General features: G+C 72.7%; 17 protein-coding genes and 1 pseudogene. 2 read left to right on the forward strand and 16 right to left on the reverse strand.

What is annotated here, in order from left to right; genetic code table 11:
- From ABT160_RS36645 to ABT160_RS36680, 8 genes and pseudogenes are all read right to left on the reverse strand, one after another.
- Window positions 1-222, reverse strand: a pseudogene (locus tag ABT160_RS36645) (2-oxoacid:ferredoxin oxidoreductase subunit beta); the annotation flags it as partial.
- Window positions 215-2,113, reverse strand: a complete 1,899-nt coding sequence (locus ABT160_RS36650) for a 2-oxoacid:acceptor oxidoreductase subunit alpha (RefSeq protein ID WP_351652380.1) — start codon at window positions 2,111-2,113, stop codon at window positions 215-217. The gene ABT160_RS36650 and the pseudogene ABT160_RS36645, both read right to left, overlap by 8 nt.
- Window positions 2,114-2,174: 61 nt before the next feature.
- Window positions 2,175-2,693 carry a hypothetical protein gene (locus ABT160_RS36655; RefSeq protein WP_351652382.1) on the reverse strand — a complete coding sequence of 173 codons (519 nt, stop codon included), beginning with the start codon at window positions 2,691-2,693 and terminating at the stop codon, window positions 2,175-2,177.
- A gap of 95 nt (window positions 2,694-2,788) precedes the next feature.
- Entirely contained in the window at window positions 2,789-4,075 is a 1,287-nt protein-coding gene (locus tag ABT160_RS36660; protein ID WP_351652384.1) for an MFS transporter, read from the reverse strand.
- A 125-nt stretch (window positions 4,076-4,200) separates the two neighbouring features.
- Window positions 4,201-5,133 carry a trehalose-phosphatase gene (gene otsB / locus ABT160_RS36665; RefSeq protein ID WP_351652385.1) on the reverse strand — a complete coding sequence of 311 codons (933 nt, stop codon included), beginning with the start codon at window positions 5,131-5,133 and terminating at the stop codon, window positions 4,201-4,203.
- Window positions 5,134-5,445: 312 nt separating this feature from the next.
- Window positions 5,446-6,570, reverse strand: coding sequence for a CapA family protein (locus ABT160_RS36670; RefSeq protein ID WP_351652387.1), 1,125 nt, complete (start codon window positions 6,568-6,570; stop codon window positions 5,446-5,448).
- A gap of 161 nt (window positions 6,571-6,731) precedes the next feature.
- Complete coding sequence (locus ABT160_RS36675) at window positions 6,732-7,565, reverse strand: PIG-L family deacetylase (protein ID WP_351652389.1); 834 nt, start codon at window positions 7,563-7,565, stop codon at window positions 6,732-6,734.
- 129 nt (window positions 7,566-7,694) lie between these two features.
- Window positions 7,695-8,657, reverse strand: coding sequence for a quinone oxidoreductase family protein (locus tag ABT160_RS36680; RefSeq protein WP_351652391.1), 963 nt, complete (start codon window positions 8,655-8,657; stop codon window positions 7,695-7,697).
- Window positions 8,658-8,818: 161 nt separating this feature from the next.
- Here ABT160_RS36680 and ABT160_RS36685 point away from each other — a divergent pair, with 161 nt between their 5' ends.
- The gene (locus ABT160_RS36685) at window positions 8,819-9,625 is read left to right on the forward strand and encodes a GNAT family N-acetyltransferase (protein ID WP_351652393.1); all 807 of its coding nucleotides are present in this window, start codon (window positions 8,819-8,821) and stop codon (window positions 9,623-9,625) included.
- Window positions 9,626-9,632: 7 nt separating this feature from the next.
- On the opposite strand, the gene ABT160_RS36690 is transcribed toward ABT160_RS36685, so the two are convergent.
- From ABT160_RS36690 to ABT160_RS36715, 6 genes are all read right to left on the reverse strand, one after another.
- Window positions 9,633-10,526 carry an SRA domain-containing endonuclease gene (locus tag ABT160_RS36690; RefSeq protein WP_351652394.1) on the reverse strand — a complete coding sequence of 298 codons (894 nt, stop codon included), beginning with the start codon at window positions 10,524-10,526 and terminating at the stop codon, window positions 9,633-9,635.
- Window positions 10,527-10,655: 129 nt separating this feature from the next.
- Entirely contained in the window at window positions 10,656-11,225 is a 570-nt protein-coding gene (locus ABT160_RS36695; RefSeq protein WP_351652396.1) for a transcriptional regulator, read from the reverse strand.
- Entirely contained in the window at window positions 11,218-12,729 is a 1,512-nt protein-coding gene (locus tag ABT160_RS36700; protein ID WP_351652398.1) for a helix-turn-helix domain-containing protein, read from the reverse strand. Before ABT160_RS36700 ends, ABT160_RS36695 begins: the two co-directional genes overlap by 8 nt.
- A complete protein-coding gene (locus ABT160_RS36705; protein WP_351652400.1) occupies window positions 12,726-13,007 on the reverse strand; it encodes a helix-turn-helix domain-containing protein in 282 nt (93 codons plus the stop codon). Before ABT160_RS36705 ends, ABT160_RS36700 begins: the two co-directional genes overlap by 4 nt.
- Before the next feature lie 126 nt (window positions 13,008-13,133).
- Entirely contained in the window at window positions 13,134-14,417 is a 1,284-nt protein-coding gene (locus ABT160_RS36710) for an MFS transporter (protein WP_351652447.1), read from the reverse strand.
- A 43-nt stretch (window positions 14,418-14,460) separates the two neighbouring features.
- Window positions 14,461-15,675: an RNA-guided endonuclease InsQ/TnpB family protein gene (locus ABT160_RS36715; RefSeq protein ID WP_351652402.1), complete on the reverse strand. Its 1,215-nt coding sequence runs from the start codon at window positions 15,673-15,675 to the stop codon at window positions 14,461-14,463.
- Between the two features lie 51 nt (window positions 15,676-15,726).
- Between ABT160_RS36715 and tnpA the strand changes: the two genes are divergently transcribed.
- Window positions 15,727-16,155 carry an IS200/IS605 family transposase gene (gene tnpA / locus ABT160_RS36720; RefSeq protein WP_351652404.1) on the forward strand — a complete coding sequence of 143 codons (429 nt, stop codon included), beginning with the start codon at window positions 15,727-15,729 and terminating at the stop codon, window positions 16,153-16,155.
- A gap of 362 nt (window positions 16,156-16,517) precedes the next feature.
- On the opposite strand, the gene ABT160_RS36725 is transcribed toward tnpA, so the two are convergent.
- Both ABT160_RS36725 and ABT160_RS36730 read right to left on the reverse strand, forming a co-directional pair.
- Window positions 16,518-17,093: a TetR/AcrR family transcriptional regulator gene (locus ABT160_RS36725; RefSeq protein ID WP_351652406.1), complete on the reverse strand. Its 576-nt coding sequence runs from the start codon at window positions 17,091-17,093 to the stop codon at window positions 16,518-16,520.
- Window positions 17,094-17,259: 166 nt separating this feature from the next.
- A complete protein-coding gene (locus ABT160_RS36730; RefSeq protein ID WP_351652408.1) occupies window positions 17,260-17,844 on the reverse strand; it encodes a hypothetical protein in 585 nt (194 codons plus the stop codon).
- Between the last annotated feature and the right edge of the window lie 196 nt (window positions 17,845-18,040).

Genomic DNA, 18,040 nt, shown 5'->3' on the forward strand with positions numbered 1-18,040 from the left:
GTTCATGTAGTACGGGAAGCGGGAGGAGCAGCCGATGCCGGAGACGAAGACGATGTTCTCCTTGGCCAGGCCGAGTTCGGGCATGAAGCCCTGCATGGCGGCCAGGATGGCGTAGTCGCCGCAGCCGGGGCACCAGCGCACTTCCTGGTCGGACTTGAAGTCCTTGGCCGACTGCTTCGCCTCGCTCCTCGGGACGAGCTGGAGCAGTCCGGAGTCAGTCATTGATGGTCTCCTTGAGGGCCGTGGCGAGCTGCTCGGCCTTGAACGGCATGCCGTTGACTTGGGTGTGGCTGCGCACGTCGACCAGGTACCTGGCCCTCAGCAGGGTCGACAGCTGCCCGAGGTTCATCTCCGGCACCACGACGCGCTCATAACTCCCCAGGACCTCGCCGAGGTTGGCGGGGAAGGGGTTGAGGTGGCGCAGGTGGGCCTGGGCGATGGCCTCGCCGGCGGTGCGCAGGCGGCGCACCGCGGCGGTGATGGGCCCGTAGGTGGAACCCCAGCCCAGCACCAGGGTGCGGGCCCCGTCCGGATCGTCGACCTCGAGGTCGGGCACGGTGATGTTGTCGATCTTGGCCTGGCGGGTGCGGACCATGAAGTCGTGGTTGGCCGGGTCGTAGGAGATGTTGCCCGTCCCGTCCTGCTTCTCGATCCCCCCGATCCGGTGCTCGAGCCCCGGCGTGCCCGGGATCGCCCACGGCCGCGCCAGCGTGTGCGGATCACGCTTGTAGGGCCAGAACACCTCGGTGCCATCGGCCAGGGTGTGGTTGGGGCCGGTGGCGAACCGCACCCGCAGATCAGGCAGTTCATCGGTCTCCGGCACCCGCCACGGCTCGGAGCCGTTGGCCAGGTAGCCGTCGGAGAGCAGGAACACCGGCGTGCGGTACTCCAGCGCGATCCGGGCCGCCTCCACCGCCGCGTCGAAACAGTCCGCCGGCGTCCTGGGGGCGATCACCGGCACCGGTGCCTCGCCGTTGCGCCCGTACATCGCCTGCAGCAGATCCGCCTGCTCGGTCTTGGTCGGCAGCCCCGTCGAGGGCCCGCCCCGCTGGATGTCCACCACCAGCAACGGCAGCTCCAGCGACACCGCAAGGCCGATCGTCTCCGACTTCAGCGCCACGCCGGGCCCCGACGTCGTCGTCACCGCCAGCGACCCGCCGAACGCCGCCCCCAGCGCCGCCCCGATCCCGGCGATCTCATCCTCCGCCTGGAACGTGCGCACCCCGAAGTTCTTGTGCTTCGACAACTCGTGCAGGATGTCGGAGGCCGGCGTGATCGGGTACGAGCCCAGGTACAGCGGCAGGTCCGCCAGCTGCCCCGCCGCCACCAGCCCGTACGACAGCGCCAGGTTCCCCGAGATGTTGCGGTAGGTACCCGCCGGGAACGCCGTCGTGGCCGGCGCCACCTCATAGGACACCGCGAAGTCCTCGGTGGTCTCCCCGAAGTTCCAGCCCGCCCTGAACGCCGCCACGTTCGCCTCGGCGATCTCCGGCTTCTTCGCGAACTTCGTCCGCAGGAACCGCTCCGTACCCTCCGTCGGCCGGTGGTACATCCACGACAGCAGACCCAGCGCGAACATGTTCTTGCTCCGCTCGGCCTCCTTGCGCGACAGACCGAACTCCTTCAACGCCTCCACGGTGAGCGTGGTCAGCGGTACGGAGTGCAGGTGGAAGGAGTCGTACGAGCCGTCCTCCAGCGGGTTCGCGTCGTAACCGACCTTCTGCAGGGCCCGCTTGGTGAACTCGTCCGCGTCGACGATGACCTCGGCGCCGCGCGGCAGGTCCCCGATGTTCGCCCTCAACGCCGCCGGGTTCATCGCCACCAGCACGTCCGGCGCGTCACCCGGCGTCAGGATGTCGTGATCGGCGAAGTGCAACTGGAAACTCGACACACCCGGCAGCGTCCCGGCAGGCGCCCGGATCTCCGCCGGGAAGTTCGGCAGCGTCGACAGGTCATTGCCGAACGACGCCGTCTCCGACGTGAAACGGTCCCCCGTCAGCTGCATCCCGTCACCCGAGTCACCCGCGAACCGGATGACCACCCGATCAAGACGACGGACTTCCTTGGCGAGCGGCACGTCCGTCCGGAGCGGCTCGATGGTTTCCACAGACATGGGCCGAGGCTATGCAGACGTGTTAGAGGGGCGCTCGGGCCGTGGGGCACCTCCCGGCCGGTCAGGCGAAGGAGACCGCCGCGATCGCCAGTGCCGAGCCGCCGAAGACCACGGTGTTGCGCACATACGTCTGGAGGCGGACCCAGCCGGGGAAGGCGTTCTCGGCGGCCGCCAGGAAGGGCGCGACCCGCACGCGCGCCAGCTCCGGGTCGCCCTTGCGCCGGAAGGCGGCCTCGACGGACTTCACCGCGGTCAGGTTGCTGTGGACGATGAGCGCGTTCATCAGCAGGACCAGGGACGAGAAGACCAGGGTCAGCAGGGGCGCGACCGCGACTCCCGCGAGGTTGAGCACCGCCGTCGTGACCATGACCGCCGCGACGGTGACGGGTGCGGCCGTCTCGTGGCCGCCCGCGTCGAAGCGGATCCGGTTCTCCTCCAGGACCTCGGGCCGGACGTCCTGGCGGCGCAGTTCGGCGACGGCGGCGGCCTTGGCGGCGGAGCCGAAGCGGTGCCGGACGAGCGGGATGCTGACGAAGGCGGCGGCGACGAGCAACTGGGCGGTGGCGGCAGTGGTGTTCATGGGGCTCTCCTTCGACTTGCACTAAGTTCAAGTGGTGACGAGGGAGAAGGTAGCGCAGGACTTGAACAGTGTGCAAGTGCCGCGACTCCGGGGCCCTACGCCCCCTCGGCCACCGGAACGTCCCGCATCCGGCGCAGCGGCGAGAAGAACACGAACCACCCCGCCGCCCACGACCCCACGACCGCGACCCACAGCGTCGGCCGCACCCCGATCAGGCTGCCGAGCGCCCCGCCCACCAGACCGCCGAGCGGCAGCGTGCCCCAGACGACCCAGCGCACGGCCGCGTTCATCCGCCCCATCAGCTCCGGCGGCGTCACGGACTGGCGGTAGCTGAGCTGGGCCACGTTGTAGACCATCCCCGCGAAGTACGCGACGCCCACGCCCAGCGGGAAGAGCAGCACGCCCCAGCCCTCCCAGGCGGCGGCCGCGACCACCTGCGGGGCGCTGAACACCAGGATCGACAGCCAGATCACCCGCGCCGAGCCGAACCTCCGGGCCAGCCGCCCGGCGACCGCTCCCCCGGCCATCCCGCCGATCGCCGAGCCCGCCACGACCAGCCCCGTCAGCGCGGGGCTCATGCCCAACTCCCGCACCAGGAAGACCATCTCCACGGCCCCGGTCATGCCGGAGAACAGGTTCCAGGTGCCCGTGCAGGCCACGACCTTGCGCAGGATCGGATGGCCCAGGACGAAGCGGAGCCCCTCGCCGATCTGCCGGCGCAGGGTCTCGTCCGCCCGCCGCGCGGGCGGCGGCTCCTCGCGCGTCCTGATGCGGGACATCGTCACGAGCGAGACGAGGTACGAGAACGCGTCCGCCGCCAGCGCCCCGGCGGCCCCGACCAGCGCGACCAGTCCGCCGCCCAGACCGGGTCCGGTGAGCTGGGCGAAGGCCTGGGTGGTGCTCAGCTTGCCGTTGGCGTCCATCCGCAGCTCGCGGGCGACCAGCGACGGCACGTAGCTCTGGTACGCGACGTCGAAGAACACCGTGCACACGCCCGCGGTGACGGCGACGACGTACAACTGCCCCATGGACACGGCGCCGAGGAGCGCGGCCAGCGGCACCGAGCCGACGATGAACAGCCGCAGGACGTTGCAGAGGAGCATCACGGACCGCTTGGAGCCGCGGTCCACGAGCGCACCCGCGGGCAGCGCGACCAGCGCGAACGCCACCGTGCTCGCGGCGGTCAGCAGCCCCACCTCGAAGGTGCTCGCCCCGAGCGCGACGACGGCGACGAGCGGCAGGGCGACCTGGGTGACCGCTGACCCCGTCTCGCTGACCGTCTGCCCGCCCCACAGCAGCAGGAAGTCCCGGTGCCGCCACAGCCCGGAACGCCCGCCGCGCGCCCCCGTCCCCTCACGCGGCTGCTCCGCCACGTCCTCCATCGCCCTCACCCCGTGTCCGTGCCGTGCCGGTCTTCCGGCCCAGCCAAACCCGCGGCTCCACGTGGTCGCAAGGGCTTTGATCACCCGGAACGGGGCCCGCACGACATCTCCCCGTACGGGAACCCTCAGCCGCGGGCCCCGCTCCCCACCGCCCCCGCGAGCAGCGCCAGCAGCGCCGCGACGCCCGCCGGGCCCGGGACCGCCGCGTCCGCCCTGCGCTCCAGCTCCCCCACCCGCTCGTCGCGTCCGCGCGGCGCGCTGTAGACCAGGGTCCCCGGCAGCCCGGCGCGCCGCCGCTGTTCCACGGTGTCGTACGCGGGCACGTCCCCCCGGTCGTCCCCCGCGTACAGCACCGCCCGGGCCCGGTGTTCGGTCAGGAAGCCGTGCAGCGCGGTCCCCTTGTCGCCACCCTCCGGCCGGAGTTCGACCACGAAGCGGCCCGGCTCCGCCCGCACCCCGTGCTCCGCCGCCAGTTTCAGCAGCGGGTCGTGGAGCAGCGCGAAGGCCGCGTGCGGGTCGGCGGCGCGTCGCATGTGCACGGCCACGGCGGCTCCCTTGTCCTCCACCCGCACGCCCGCGTCGCACGTCAGCTCCCGCACGAATAACGGCAGTACGGCCTTGAGGCGGACCAGCTCCGGGGTCGGGTCCGGGGCGTGCAGCCGGCCCGTGGCCGGGTCCCAGCGCTCGTCCCCGTACATCCCGAGGATGCTCACGCGCTCCCGGATGCCGTGCTCCAGGAGGCCCCCGGGCCCGACCAGGTCCCGCACCGGGCGGCCGGTGACGATGACGATCCGGCGCAGCCGGTCCGCGAGGGCGGTGAGGGCGCGGGCGGCGTCGGGCCGCAGCCGGGCGTCTCGGGGGTCGGCGACGATGTCGGCGAGGGTGCCGTCGAAGTCGACGGCCAGGACCGCGGACCCGGGGTCGCGGAGCAGCGCGTCGAGGCCGGCGGCGCCCGTGGGGGGCATGTCCCGCAGGGAGGCCAGGGTCTGCCGGACGGCCGGCGCGGAGACGGGGCCGCACGCGCGCGCGGCGGCCTCGGTCAGGAGCTGGGTGGGCATGGAACCGCCGCTCTTTCGGTACGGGCCGCCCGCACCGTTCGGACGCCGGCGGCCGAGGACTCGGGACCTGCCGTACGGGTGTGGCGCACGGCGCGACCAGGGTTCGGTGGGGTGGGCGCGCAGGGTGAACCACCAGTCAGTACCAGTGACGTGCAAACCGCGGGGTTCGTCCAGTAGCGCGTCACCCCGGGGCGCGTAAAGAGCGCAAAAGAGTGCGGGAAACGGGACCACACGCCCCCTCGGCCGGGAGCCGGGACCGTCCTCGACCGGACGCCCGGACCATCCTCGCCCGCGCGCCCGAGCCCTACCCCGTCACGCCCTGGGCGCACGCCTCAGCCCCGAGCACTGCCGGAGCGCGTCCATCCGCTCCTCGATCCTGGCCGCCGCGGGCCCCTCCTGGGGCTGGGGCAGTCCCCGGCCGTCGACGAGCGCGGGCGTGAACTCCTCACCGGTGACCTTGCCCTGACGGATCGTCAAGGTCGCGATGCCCGAGTCGTCGGAGTTCGGGTAGGGCGAGGTCCCGTACCAGAGGAAGTTCCCGAGCCCGTACGCCACGTACGTCTTGCCGAGCATCCCGGTGCCGAGCATCACGTGCGCGTGGGTGCCGACGACGGCGGTGGCACCGGCGCGCGCCAGCTCCCGCGCGAGCCCCGTCTGGTCGGCGCCGGGGCACTTGCGCCCCTCGGTGCCCCAGTGCAGGTAGACGACCACCACGTCGGCCTTCGCCCTGGCCTTCCTGACCGCCTTGAGGAGCTTGGCGGGATTCAGCGCGGAGGCGATCCCGGGCTTGTCAGGACCGGCGCGCCACTGGGCGTTGGTGAGGTCCTGGACCTGGCTGGCGGCCACGACGGCGAGCTTCACGCCGCGGATCTCGGTGACGTAGGGCTCGTACGCCTCCCTGTCGTCCTCGCCGATGCCGACGACGGGGACCGGCGAGTCGTGGGCGGCGTCCAGGGTGTCGCGCAGTCCCTCGGGCCCGTAGTCGACGGAGTGGTTGTTGGCCATGGACACCGCGTCGACGCCGGAGTCCTTGAGGGCGTCGAGCGCGGCGGGCGGGGTGCGGAAGTGGTAGATCTTCGCCTGCTTCGAGCCGCGCGTGGTGATGGCGGACTCCAGGTTGACCATCGCGAAGTCGGCGGCGCCGAGGACCCGGGAGGCGGGCCCCAGGGCGGTCTGGCCGTCCGGCGGGGTGATCCGGACCGCGGTGCGCCCGGTGAAGTGCACGTCCCCGGCGAAGGCGAGCGTGATCGTGCCCGGCGGCAGTGCGCGCGCCGGGCTCGGGCTCGCGCTCGGCGTCGCGGCGGCCCTGCCCGGCGCGGCGGAGGCGGCGCCGAGCGGGGCGGCGGCGTCCTGCGCGCTCCCGGCGCCGGTGCTGCAGCCGGAGGCGAGGAGGAGCGCGGCGAGGCCGGCGGAGAGCGCGACGGGTCTACGGATCACCGGCCAAGAGTACGATCACCCGAACGTTCGTACGGCTACATTTGGGACACGTTCCGTCGAGGTCGTACCGGACGTCGCCCGGATGCGACCGCTCCGCGCACTCCCGGACGACCGGCCCCCGCTTCCTCGGCCTCCCAGCCGCCCTGCCCCTGCCGCCCGCCTCAGCGCAGCCCGGCGAAGAGGTCGTCCTCCGGCAGGTCCGCGCCCGTGGTGTCCCTGACCCGTACGAAGGTCTCGATCCCCATCAGCTCGGTGAACCGCTCCTTGCCCATCCCGAGGAAGAAGATGTTCTCCCCCTGGCTGGCGTGCGCGGCCAGCGCGTCGAACTTCTGGCCGCCGAACCCGGTGGTGTCCACCCAGGTGCTGATCTCCTCGTCCGGGAGCCCGATCTCCGCCATCGCGGCCTGCTCCTCGGGGTCCGGCTCCGGCAGGTCCACCCCGGCCTCGCGCATGACCTCGCCGAAGCGCTCCATCGCCGAGCGCGGCATCGTCGTCCAGTACACCTTGGGCTTCTTGTCGACCAGTTCGAGCGCCGCCATCGTGATCCGGTGGGCCTGGATGTGGTCGGGGTGGCCGTAGAAGCCGTTCGCGTCGTAGGTCACCACGACGTCGGGCTCGTACTGCCGCATCAGCCCGGCGAGCCGCGTGGCGCCCTCCTCCACCGGCGTCCGCCAGAAGGACCCGGGGGCGTCGTTGGCCGGCCAGCCCATCATCCCGGAGTCGGCGTAGTCGAGCGTCTCCAGGTGGGCGACCTTCAGGATGCCGCAGCTGGCCTCAAGCTCCTCGCGGCGCATGCGGACGACGGCCTCGGGGTCGTGGCCGGGATCGCCCGGCTTCACCCCTCCCGGTCCGTCGCCGCACCCGCCGTCGGTACAGGTCACCAGGACCGTGCGGACGCCCTCGGCCGCGTAGCGCGCGAGCACGCCTCCCGTGCCGGTGGCCTCGTCGTCGGGGTGGGCGTGCACGGCCATGAGCGTCAAGGGCCGGTCGTTCATGGGACGTTCCTCCTGGTGGGAAGCTTTTCGAACGTGTACGAATCAGTGGGAAAGGGGCGCCCGGCACACGCCCGGCGCCCCTTCATTCAACACGTCGCGGCAGCGGGGACGGCGGCCCCGTGCCCGGCGCTACGGCACCAGCAGCAACTTCCCCGTGGTCCCGCGCCCCTCAAGGAGCCGGTGGGCCTCCTCCGCCCGCTCCAGGGGCAGCTCGCGCGACACCGCCGGGCGCAGCACGCCCTCCGCCACCAGGGCGAAGACCCGCGCCGACCGCTCCCGCAGCTCCTCGGGCGTGGCGATGTGGTCGCCCAGCGTCGGGCGGGTCACGTACAGGGAGCCGTTGGTGCGCAGCAGGTCCGTGTCCAGCGGCGGGACCGGGCCGCCCGAGGCGCCGCACAGGACCAGGTGGCCACGGCGGCCCAGCGCCGCCAGGCTGTCGCGCCAGGTCGGGGCGCCCACCGAGTCGTACACCGCCTGCGCGCCCGCGCCGCCGGTCAGCTCGCGCACCTTCGCGCCGAACCCCTCGTACGGCAGCGCGTGCGCCGCCCCCGCCTCGAGCGCCTGCTTCTCCTTGTCCGGGGTGGACGTCACCGCGATCACCGTCGCGCCCCGGTGCGCCGCCAGCTGGACGAGCAGCCGGCCCAGGCCGCCCGCCGCCGCCAGGACCACCACGGTGTCGCCGGGCTTCACCGCGTACGTGTCGTGCGCCAGGTAGTGCGCGGCGAGCCCCTGGAGCAGCACGGCCGCCGCCTCGCGCGCGCCGACGCCCTCCGGGACCCGTACCACCTTGGCGGCGGGCACGGCCGCCTGCTCCGCGTAGGCGCCCCGGTGCACGGCGTACGCCACCCGGTCACCGGCCGCGAAACCCGTGACGCCCTCGCCCGCCGCGAGCACCGTGCCCGCCGCCTCGTGCCCGGCTCCCGTCGGGAACTCCGCCGGGTAGGTGCCGTCCCGGAAGTACACGTCGAGGTAGTTGACGCCCACCGCCTCGTGGCGCACCAGGACCTCGCCCGGTCCGGCCACCGGCTCCGGCACCTCTTCCACCGTCAGCGTCTCGGGGCCGCCGGCCCGGTGCACTCGTACCGCTCTCACAGGGTTCCCTCCCAGGAATCACGGGGTCCGCGCGCTGTGCGGCGCATCTCCGTTCCGGTGCAACGGAGTTCGTACCCGCGGTGTTCCGCGGGGCCCGGGGGTGCGCCGCAGCGTCCGTTAATCGGTTTGCCCGGCGGTGCGCGCCCTGTTGGAGTGTCCGCATGGACCTCACCCCCGTACGCACCCTCTTCGACCGACAGTTGCGCCGCGAGGCCCGGGCCGACGGGCCCGGCGCCGTCGTCGAGCGCGTCGGGCCCGTGGTGCGCCAGACCGCCCCCGCCTCCGGCTGGAACGGCGTCCTGTGGTCCGGTTTCGCGCCGGACGACGACCCCGCGTCCGTCGACGCGGTCATCGCCGAGCAGGTCGCCCACTTCGGCCGCGCCGGGGTCGACTTCGAGTGGAAGGCGTACGGGCACGACGCCCCGGCCTTCCTCGGCGACCGGCTCACCGCGGCCGGGTTCACCGCGGGCGAGCGCGAGACCGTGCTCGTGGGCGAGTCCACCGCGCTGCCCGCCGGGGTCCCGCTGCCGCCCGGGGTCACCCTGGTGCCGGTGACCGACGCGGCGGGCGTGGAGCAGGTCGCCGAGGTGCACCACGCCGCCTTCGGCACCGACTCCTCGCGGCTGCGCGCGCACCTGCTGGCCCAGCTCGCCGCGGACTCCGGCACGGTCGCCGCCGTGGTCGCGCTGGCCGACGGGGTGCCGGTCAGCTCGGCGCGCATGGAGATGTACCGGGGGACGGACTTCGCGGGCCTGTGGGGCGGCGGCACGGTCGCGTCGTGGCGCAGCCGGGGCCTGTACCGCGCGCTCGTCTCCTTCCGGGCCCGCATCGCCGCCGAGCACGGCTACCGCTACCTCCAGGTGGACGCCATGGAGACCAGCAGGCCGATCCTGGAGCGCCTCGGGTTCGCGGCGCTGGGGACGACGACGCCGTACGAGTACGCGTCCGCGCGCGCGGAGCGTCCGTGAGGCCCGGTCAGTCGTGACTGGACGCGAACCCCTCGCCGTCGACCGGCCACACCACCTCGATGAGCAGCGACGAGCACAGGTCCACCAGGTCGTCCCCGGGGCGCTGCGGCACCAGGACGACGAGCGCGGGCGTCGGCGAGAAGTGGCGCCGGTGGTCGAGCAGCGTCCCGATGCCGGTGCGGATGGCCTGGCGGGTGGTGGTGCGCGACACCTCGACGAGCCGGTTCTCGGTGACGTCCATGAGGTCGACGTACAGCGGGCCGCGCTCGCCCGGGACCCTGACCCGCGCCCGGGTCACCTCGCGCCCCAGGGAGGCGAGGTGGGACGCGTAGGCCCGGGTGAGCCGGGCCTCGGTCCCGGCGCCCGACTCGCGCACGGATGAGTCACGTACGGACTGCTCGGGTACGGACGGCTCGCGCACCGGCCGCGTGCCGGCGGGGTGCGGGGCGCCGGCCGCCTGGAGGCGCGGGTCGGCCGAGGGACCGCCGGGCGCCACCGGGCCGACGGGCCGCAGCCGGAAGACGATGATGCCGCGCGGACGGCCCTGGGGGTCGGGCACGTGCGCCCGGTACCAGGGGCGCTCCTCGTCCACCTCGACGCGGCCCAGGTAGCGGCAGCGCCCCTGCCCCGCCGCCTCGAACAGCCGCAGCTCCCGTCCGTCCTCGCGGTGCCGCAGGACCGAGCGGTTGCCCAGCGCCATCACCTGGTCGCCGCCCACCCCCTCGCCCACGAAGTGGAAGGCCCCGTCCGCGCCCCAGCCCGACGGGCTCCCCACGAAGAGCATGATGAGGCCGGCCTGCGAGGACGCGGCGATCGCGCCCTGGCGGCGTCCGCCGAGTGCCGCGTGGAGCGCCGGGCGCTCCACCTCCTGCCCCACGGCAAGACCCACGTCACCCCACATCGGGCCTCCCCTCTCGGGCACCGGAAGTCAGGGCGATGATGCGGCAATTCGGCGCCGAAGGACACCGCCACGCGGCACGGGCGCCCCGCGCACGCGGACGGACCGGGACAGCCCAGGACCGGACGGGACCTACGCGGCGAAGCCCACGTTCGTCACGTACTCGTACTGCCCCCACTGCGAGCCCAGGTCCACGATCTGGTCGACCCACGCCTCGTCCAGCGCCGACGGGTCGTCGGCCGCCCAGGCCGCCACGATCCGGTCCCAGCGGCGGATGTTGAGCGAGCGGAACTCCAGGACCCGCTGGAAGCGGCGGTCCACCTGGGACTGGTTCAGCGGGTGCAGCTCCACCCGGGTGCCGCCGCGCGCGTTGAGGCGGCGCAGCAGGTGGCGGGAGACGTTCGCCCGGCGCACGGTGCGGTAGGCCGCGTCGATGCGCTCCAGGTTCTTGCGGTTGGGCTGCCGCCCGCCCTCCAGCCACGCCCTGACCGTGCGGTCCGTGACCGTCAGGCCCGCCTCGCGCGCCGCGCGGAGCGCCTGGTCGGAGCGGGTCAGGTAGTGCAGGCGGGCCATCAGGCCGCGCTTGGAGGTGACCGGGGAGGCGATGCCCCCGGCCAGCGAGTCCAGGCGCCGGGCCACCGCCTCGCTGCCCTTGACGCCCCGGGCGCCGTGCAGCCCGAACTGGTGGTTGTACTCAGGCATCGTCCACCGCCGCTTCCTCGTCCTGCGGACCGTCGCCATCGCCGTCGCCGACGACGTACACGTCCTTCACCTTGACCTCGGCAACGCCCCGGCCCTCGGGAAAGACACGCCGCCAGTCACCCGCGACGTGGAGTTCGTCGGTGCCCATGGCGCGTACGACGGACAGTCCCTGCTCGTGCGCGCGGTAGGCCTTCATCCAGAGGTTGGCGAAGGCCTGGGAGCGGATCAGGTGCATCCAGTCCGGGCGGTACAGCTCCCGGTTGTAGTTCGACTCCCCCATCGTGGAGACGAACTTGGAGTACATCGCCTTCACGTACTCCACCGTGACGTCGTCGCCCTCCTCGATCGCGCCGTCGCGCGCGTCGCGCAGCGCCGAGCGGAACTTCTCCAGGAGGTTCTCGGTGGCCCCGGAGGTGAACGACTCGTGGATCTCGGGCGGTTCGCACAGCCCGTACTTGGGCCCGGACAGGCGCAGCAGCAGCCGCAGGGTGGGCTCGGTGACCCACAGCGGGCCCGGCTCGTCGCGGTTGCCGATGGGGTTGGGCAGGTGGTCCTCGTGCTCCCAGGCGGGCGGCGTGATCAGGTGGACGCCCGCGCGCCTGCGGTCGTGCTCGAAGCCCTTGGAGTGCTCCAGCTGGCCGATCGGCAGATGGGTCTTGAGGGCGGAGAGGTAGGCGCCGTTGACGTCGAGCGCCGTCACCTCGTGGGCACCGGGCGGCAGCGAGCGCCGCGTCCACTTGGGGCGCGCCTCCCAGATCTGGTCGGCGCCCTTCGCGGAGGACTTGCGCAGCACCTCGGGGATCCACGGGTGGGCGACCACGTCGTAGCGCCCGCCCCTGCGGCACTCGTCGAGGAGCAGCATGGCGTCGGGGATGGCGCGGCGCACGAGCGCGGCGGTGGCGGCGTCGACGTCGCCGCCGTGCTTGGCCAGGGCGGCGCGGACGGCGTCCGCGATCATCTGGGAGGAGCGGTCGTCGTCGGGGGCGAGGGACTTGACGCGACGGGGCGGCGACGCGGGTGCCTTGGGTGCCGCCGGTGCCTTCGCGGACCGGGCGGCGGACGCGGGGGCCGGCGCTTCCGGAGGGGTCTGGGGCGCGGGTTCCGGGACCGGCGTACGGACGCACTCGTCCGGGTCCAGGTGCTGCGCGAAGCCCTCCACCTCGTCCGTGGCGGGACCGCCGCACAGCACGCACGGCCGGGGGTCCTGCGGTACGGGCGCGGGCTCGGCGACCACCGGTTCCGGCTCCGGCTCCGGCTCCGGCGGGGCCGTCTTCGCGCGGGCCGCCTCCAGGAAGTACGCGTACTTGGTGCGGGTCTCGCCGGACGGCTCGCGGCCGGTCTCCCAGCCGCCGACGGTCGACGGGTTCACGTCGAGGGCCCCGGCGACCTGGGCGCGCGACAGGCCGAGGGCCTCGCGCAGGGCGCGGCGCTCCTCGGGGGGCGGCAGGGGTTCCTGCTCGTTCGCCGAGGCGAGCAGGGCGTCGATGGCGTCGAAGCCGGTCACGCCGTGGCCTCCTGTGCGGGGAAGGTGCGGCGCCGGGCGAGCGGGAGCCGCTCGCAGGCGCGGGTGGGGCCGGCCAGCAGGTCGAGCGCACCGATGCCGTAGTGGGCGGCGAGGCGGTCGCAGTCGTCCAGGCTCCAGGCGGCGCGCCCTGACTGACGGCGCGACACCTGGGTCTGGTCGAGCCCGAGGGCGGCGGCGAGGCGGGCCTGGGTGTCGCCGGTGGCGTGCATGAGGGCCGCGACGGTGGCGCGGAGCTTCTCGGCCAGGGACAGTTCCATGATCGGGCCATCCTAGCCGCCCGCGATGCGCAATCCGCATGCACCATGCGGGCGGGGGCGAGTGGAAATCCACCGTGCGGACCGGGGGCCCGCGCCCCTCGTGCCGTACGGAGGGACCCGGCGGCCTCAGCGGCCGCGCGGCGCGCTGGTCCGCCCTGCCAGCAGGACCAGGCCCGCCGCCACCACCGACACCACCGCGAGCACCGCGTTCGTCGTGCCGAACGCCTCCCGCGCCGTGCCCGTGCGCTCCTCCAGGGCGAGGTAGACGGTGCCGAAGACCGCCACGCCCATCGTCCCGCCCACCTGGAGCGTGGTGTTGAACAGGCCGCTGACGTCCGGCGCGTACGCCGCCTCGACCGACTCCGTCAGGTGCGCCAGCGTGCCGCTGAAGGCCGCCCCGTACCCGATCCCGCCGATGCCGAGCAGCAGCACCAGCCACGCCGTGGTCTGCGGGCCGGCGGCGATCCCCGCGAAGGACACCGCCATCAGCAGGCCGCCCACCGGGGCGGCAAGCCTGCGGGTGCGCGGCCCCGTGCGGCCCAGGACCGGGCCGACCAGGGCGAACGTCGCGACCCAGGCGATCGGTACGAGCCCCGCGTACACCGCGCTCCTGCCCAGGCCCTGCTGGAGGTGGAGCGCCAGGACGAACAGGAGGGCGAAGTAGCCCGCGCGCGTCGCCGCCTGGGAGACCAGGGCCAGCGAGACCGCGCCCCGGGTGAGCAGCGCCACGTTCATCAGCGGATCGCCCCCGCGCCGCGCGATCCCCCGCTCGACCCTGGCGAACAGGGCGAACACCGGCGGCGATGCGGCGAGGCACAGCCAGGTCCACAGCGGCCAGCCGGCGTCCTGGCCGAGCACCAGCGGGGTGACGAGCAGGAAGAGGGCCAGGGACAGCAGGCCCACGCCCGGCAGGTCGAGCTTCTTGCGCCCGAGGTCCACGTCGGCGGGCAGGAACACGTACGAGGTGACCAGCAGGGCGACCCCTATCGGCACGTTGACCAGGAAGATCGGACGCCATCCCGTGCCCAGGACGTCCGCCTGGACCAGGATGCCGCCGAGCGCCTGGCCGATGACCGAGCTGACGCCGAGGACCCCGGTGTACGCGCCGAGCGCCCGGCGCCGCGCCGCGCCCTCGAAGTTGACCTGGATGCCGGTCAGGACCTGGGAGACCATGAGGGCCGCTCCCACGCCCTGGACCACGCGGGCCGCCACCAGCGCGGCGCCGTTCGGCGCGAGGCCGCAGGCGAGCGAGGCGGCGGTGAAGACCGCCAGGCCCTCCAGGTAGGTCCGGCGCCGCCCGCGGATCTCGCCGAGCCGCGCGCCGGTGATCAGGAGCATCGCGTAGGCGAGGGTGTACCCGGAGACGATCAGCTCCAGCTCGCCGCCCGAGGCGTGCAGCCGGTCGCGGATCGAGGGGGTGACTCCTCCCCCACCTAACGGTGGGGGCTTCTCGCTATGCCGGGTTGGCGTCGCGACGGACCAGCCCGGCCCGTAGAACGTTCAGAGCGCCCACCGTGTCCGCGTGCGCCTGGTGGCCGCAGGACTGACAGTGGAACTTCTCCTGGGTGGGCCGGTTCTCCGCGCTGACGTGCCCGCATTCGGGGCAGGTCCGGGAGGTGTTGCGGGGGTCCACGGCGATCACGTCTCGTCCGGCGCTTGCAGCCTTGGCGGTGAGGACCGTCAGGAACACCCCCCATCCGGCATCCGAGATCGAGTGGTTGAGTCCGGCCTTCGCCGCTGCGCCGTTGGGCAGGAAGCTGCCCGGCTGGGCGGGGGCGGGCTTGGGTGTGGGCGCCTTGACCATGTTGCGGATCTTGAGATCCTCGTGCGCTATCAGGTCGTGCTCGCGGACCAGGTCAAGGGCGGTCTTGTGTGCGTGGTCCAGGCGCTGGCGGCGGACCTTGCGGTGTAGGTCGGCAACGCGCTGAACGGCACGCTGGTGGCTGGCGGTCCGCTTGTCTCGCCGGACGCGCCCGAATCGGGACAGCTTGCGCTGTGCGGCTTCGAGTTTCGCGGCGGCCTTGCGTGCGTGGCGCGGGTTGGCGATGTGCTCGCCGCCCGAGGTGGTGAGGAACGAGGCGAGGCCCATGTCGATGCCGACCACGGACCCCGTCGCCGCAAGCGGCTCGGGTTCGGGCTGTTCGGCCGTGAGGATCACGTACCAGCGCTTGCCTTCACGCTTGACGGACACGGTCTTGACCTTGCCGACCACGGGCCGGTGCTGGTTGACCTTGACGTGGCCGACCCCTTGGAGGCGGACGCGGGTAACGGGATCGTGCGGGGTGGAGTCCCAGCGGCAGCCGTCGCCGTCCCTGGGAAAGTCCACGGTGTCGAACCAGTTCACGCCCCGGAAGCGGGGATACCCCGGCTTGTCCCCGGACTTGATGCGCCGGAAGAACGCAGCGAACGCCTTGTCCAGGCGGCGCAAAGTGGCCTGCTGGGAGGAGAACGACCACCGGCCCTGGCGTTCCGGGTCGAAGGTGCGGATCTCCTTGAGCTGCGCGGACTGCTGCCCGTACTTGATGCTCGTCTTGGAGGCGTGCCGGTAGGCGTCGCGGCGTTCCTGCAGGGCACCGTTGTAGAGCGAGCAGTGATCGCGCAGCATCTCGCCGAGAGCTGCCGTCTGGCCCACGGTGGGCCGCATGAGGAACTTGTATGCACGGATCATCCGGCCCACCCCCTTCCACGCCGGTTCGCATGAACATACTACCTTTGGTGTATGTCACCACGCTGGGAACCAAACCCCGACATCCGCACCGGTCGCCACGTCGCCTACCACCTCCATGCACACTTGGTGTTCGTCACGAAGTACCGCAAGGACGTCTTCGATGACGCCATGCTGAAGCGATGCGAGGAGGTCATGAGGGAGGTGTGCGCCGGCTTCGAGACGGAGCTGCGGGAGTTCAACGGCGAGGCCGATCACGTGCACCTGCTGGTGCACTACCCACCAAAGATCGCTCTGTCCAAGCTGATCAACAGCTTGAAGGGCGTCAGCTCCCGGTATCTGCGGGCCGAGTACACCGGCCGCATCAACCGCATCGGGCTGGGCTCCGTGTTCTGGTCCCGCTCCTACTTCGCTGGCTCATGCGGCGGCGCACCGCTCAGCATCGTCCGTCAGTACATCGAGGGCCAGAAGCGGCCGACCTGACCGTCACTGAAGAGGCACAGCGAACCACGGCGCTGCGCGCCTCCGGATCGAGGATGCGTTTCCCTCCCCGGCTGAAGCCAGGGATACCCACCCAAGATCAGGGATGGCGACGTTCACCACGGCGATGTCCACGTTGCCCAGGAACATTCCGCCGAGCAGGGACGCGAGGACCCAGCCCGCCCGCCGCCCGGGCACACCCGGTCCCGTGGTGGTCGCCGTCGGCCGTCGTGCCGGAGTCGTCTTCGCGGATTCCATCCGCCGACTGTACCTACTGGTATGTACGGCAATGACGCGGGGCCCCGTCGCCCGCCCCGCTCCGGGGCGGCCGGGTCACGCAGGGGGCCCGGTGCGGTGGGCCCGGATCAGTCCGTCGCGGTGAGGCGCCGCGCCATCGTGGCGATCAGTTCGTGCAGCGGGAGCTTGCCCATCGCCTCGGGGATCGTCAGCTCGTCGACGGCCATGCCGAACATCGCGAAGTACATGAGCAGCGCGGTGGCCTCGTCGCCCGGGAGCCCGGAGTCGACGTGGAAGGCGACGTTGTTCTCCAGCTCGTCGCCGAGGAGCTGGTTGAGCTCGGCGCGCAGCTCGGGGTGGCGGGTGCCCTCCAGGCGGAGCTCCAGCATGGCGAGGTGGCTGCTGCGGTCCGCGTGCAGGTGCTCGCGGACCATCCACATGAAGCGGGTGACCAGCTCGGGGGTGTGCGGCTCCTTGAGCATCGCGGTGACCTGTGTGGCGTCCGGCACCAGCCGCTCGCGGGTGCGGCGCATGATCTGGCCGAGCATCTGCGCGCGGTTGCGGAAGTAGTTGGAGGACGTGCCGAGCGGGACGCCGGCCTCGGCGTCGACCGCGCGCAGGGTCAGTCCGCGCGAGCCCTCGCGGGCGAGGACTTCGATGGCCGCGTCGAGCAGGGCCGTGCGGCGCTCGGGGTTCTGGCGCATGGGAATCACTCCGAAGCTCGTTGACAGCACTGCAAGTGCAGTACTACATTCAAATCACTGCAACCAGAGTACATCAAGCGTTCGGAATTGAGGAGTAGATGATGCGTGCCCGTGGAACCGGACGCCGTACCGCCGACTCCCCCACCCTCTACTACCGGGACTCCTCCTACCGGGACAGTGTCGCGGCCTCCACCAGAGCCAGGAACTCGTCCCACTCGAACACCCGCTCCGCCCGGTGGACCGCCACCGGACCGTGGCACCAGAGGACCGGGCGCGGGTGACCGGAGTCGACGAGGGCGTCGCAGTTGCCCTCGGAGTCGTCCAGGAAGACGTCGGTCGGCCGGCACCCCTTGTCGGCCGCGATCGTGAGCGAGTCCACCGGGAAGTCCCACCGCGACAGCCACGCGGCCGTCCGGTGCCAGGCCAGTGACGCCGGTACGCCGCCGATGGCGCGGGCCGTGACGTAGTGCAGCCGGTGCCCGGCGCGGGCCAGCGCGTCGGCCGCCTCCAGCGCGCCCAGCAGCGGCGCGCCCTCGGTGAACAGCACCCCGTCGTGCACGGCCTTGCCGCACAGCGCGAAGAACTCCTCGCCCGACAGGCCCCACTGGCGTTCGTACCAGTCCCAGGACCCCGCGTCCGAGGAGCAGGGACGGCCCAGCACCCCCTCGGCGTACCGGGAGATCACCTCGACGAAGGGGTAGAGCACCCCGTCGACGTCCAGACCGATGTCGAGCGTACGGGTTCCCGTCATCGCGCGGCCCTCCTGAACTACAGCGACTTCCACTCCTGCGGTGTGCTTCCACTACTGCGGCTCGCGTCCGCCGCTCCTGCGGCGTGCGTCCGCCCCGCATCGTGGGCGCCGTGCCGCAACGGGCGCGCAACCCGCCCTCTCCACGCCCGTGTTGCACCCCGCTTGCTCCCCGCCCGCTTTGCTTGACCCTGATGCC

The organism is Streptomyces sp. NPDC001941 (assembly GCF_040296945.1).
GTDB lineage: Bacteria > Actinomycetota > Actinomycetes > Streptomycetales > Streptomycetaceae > Streptomyces.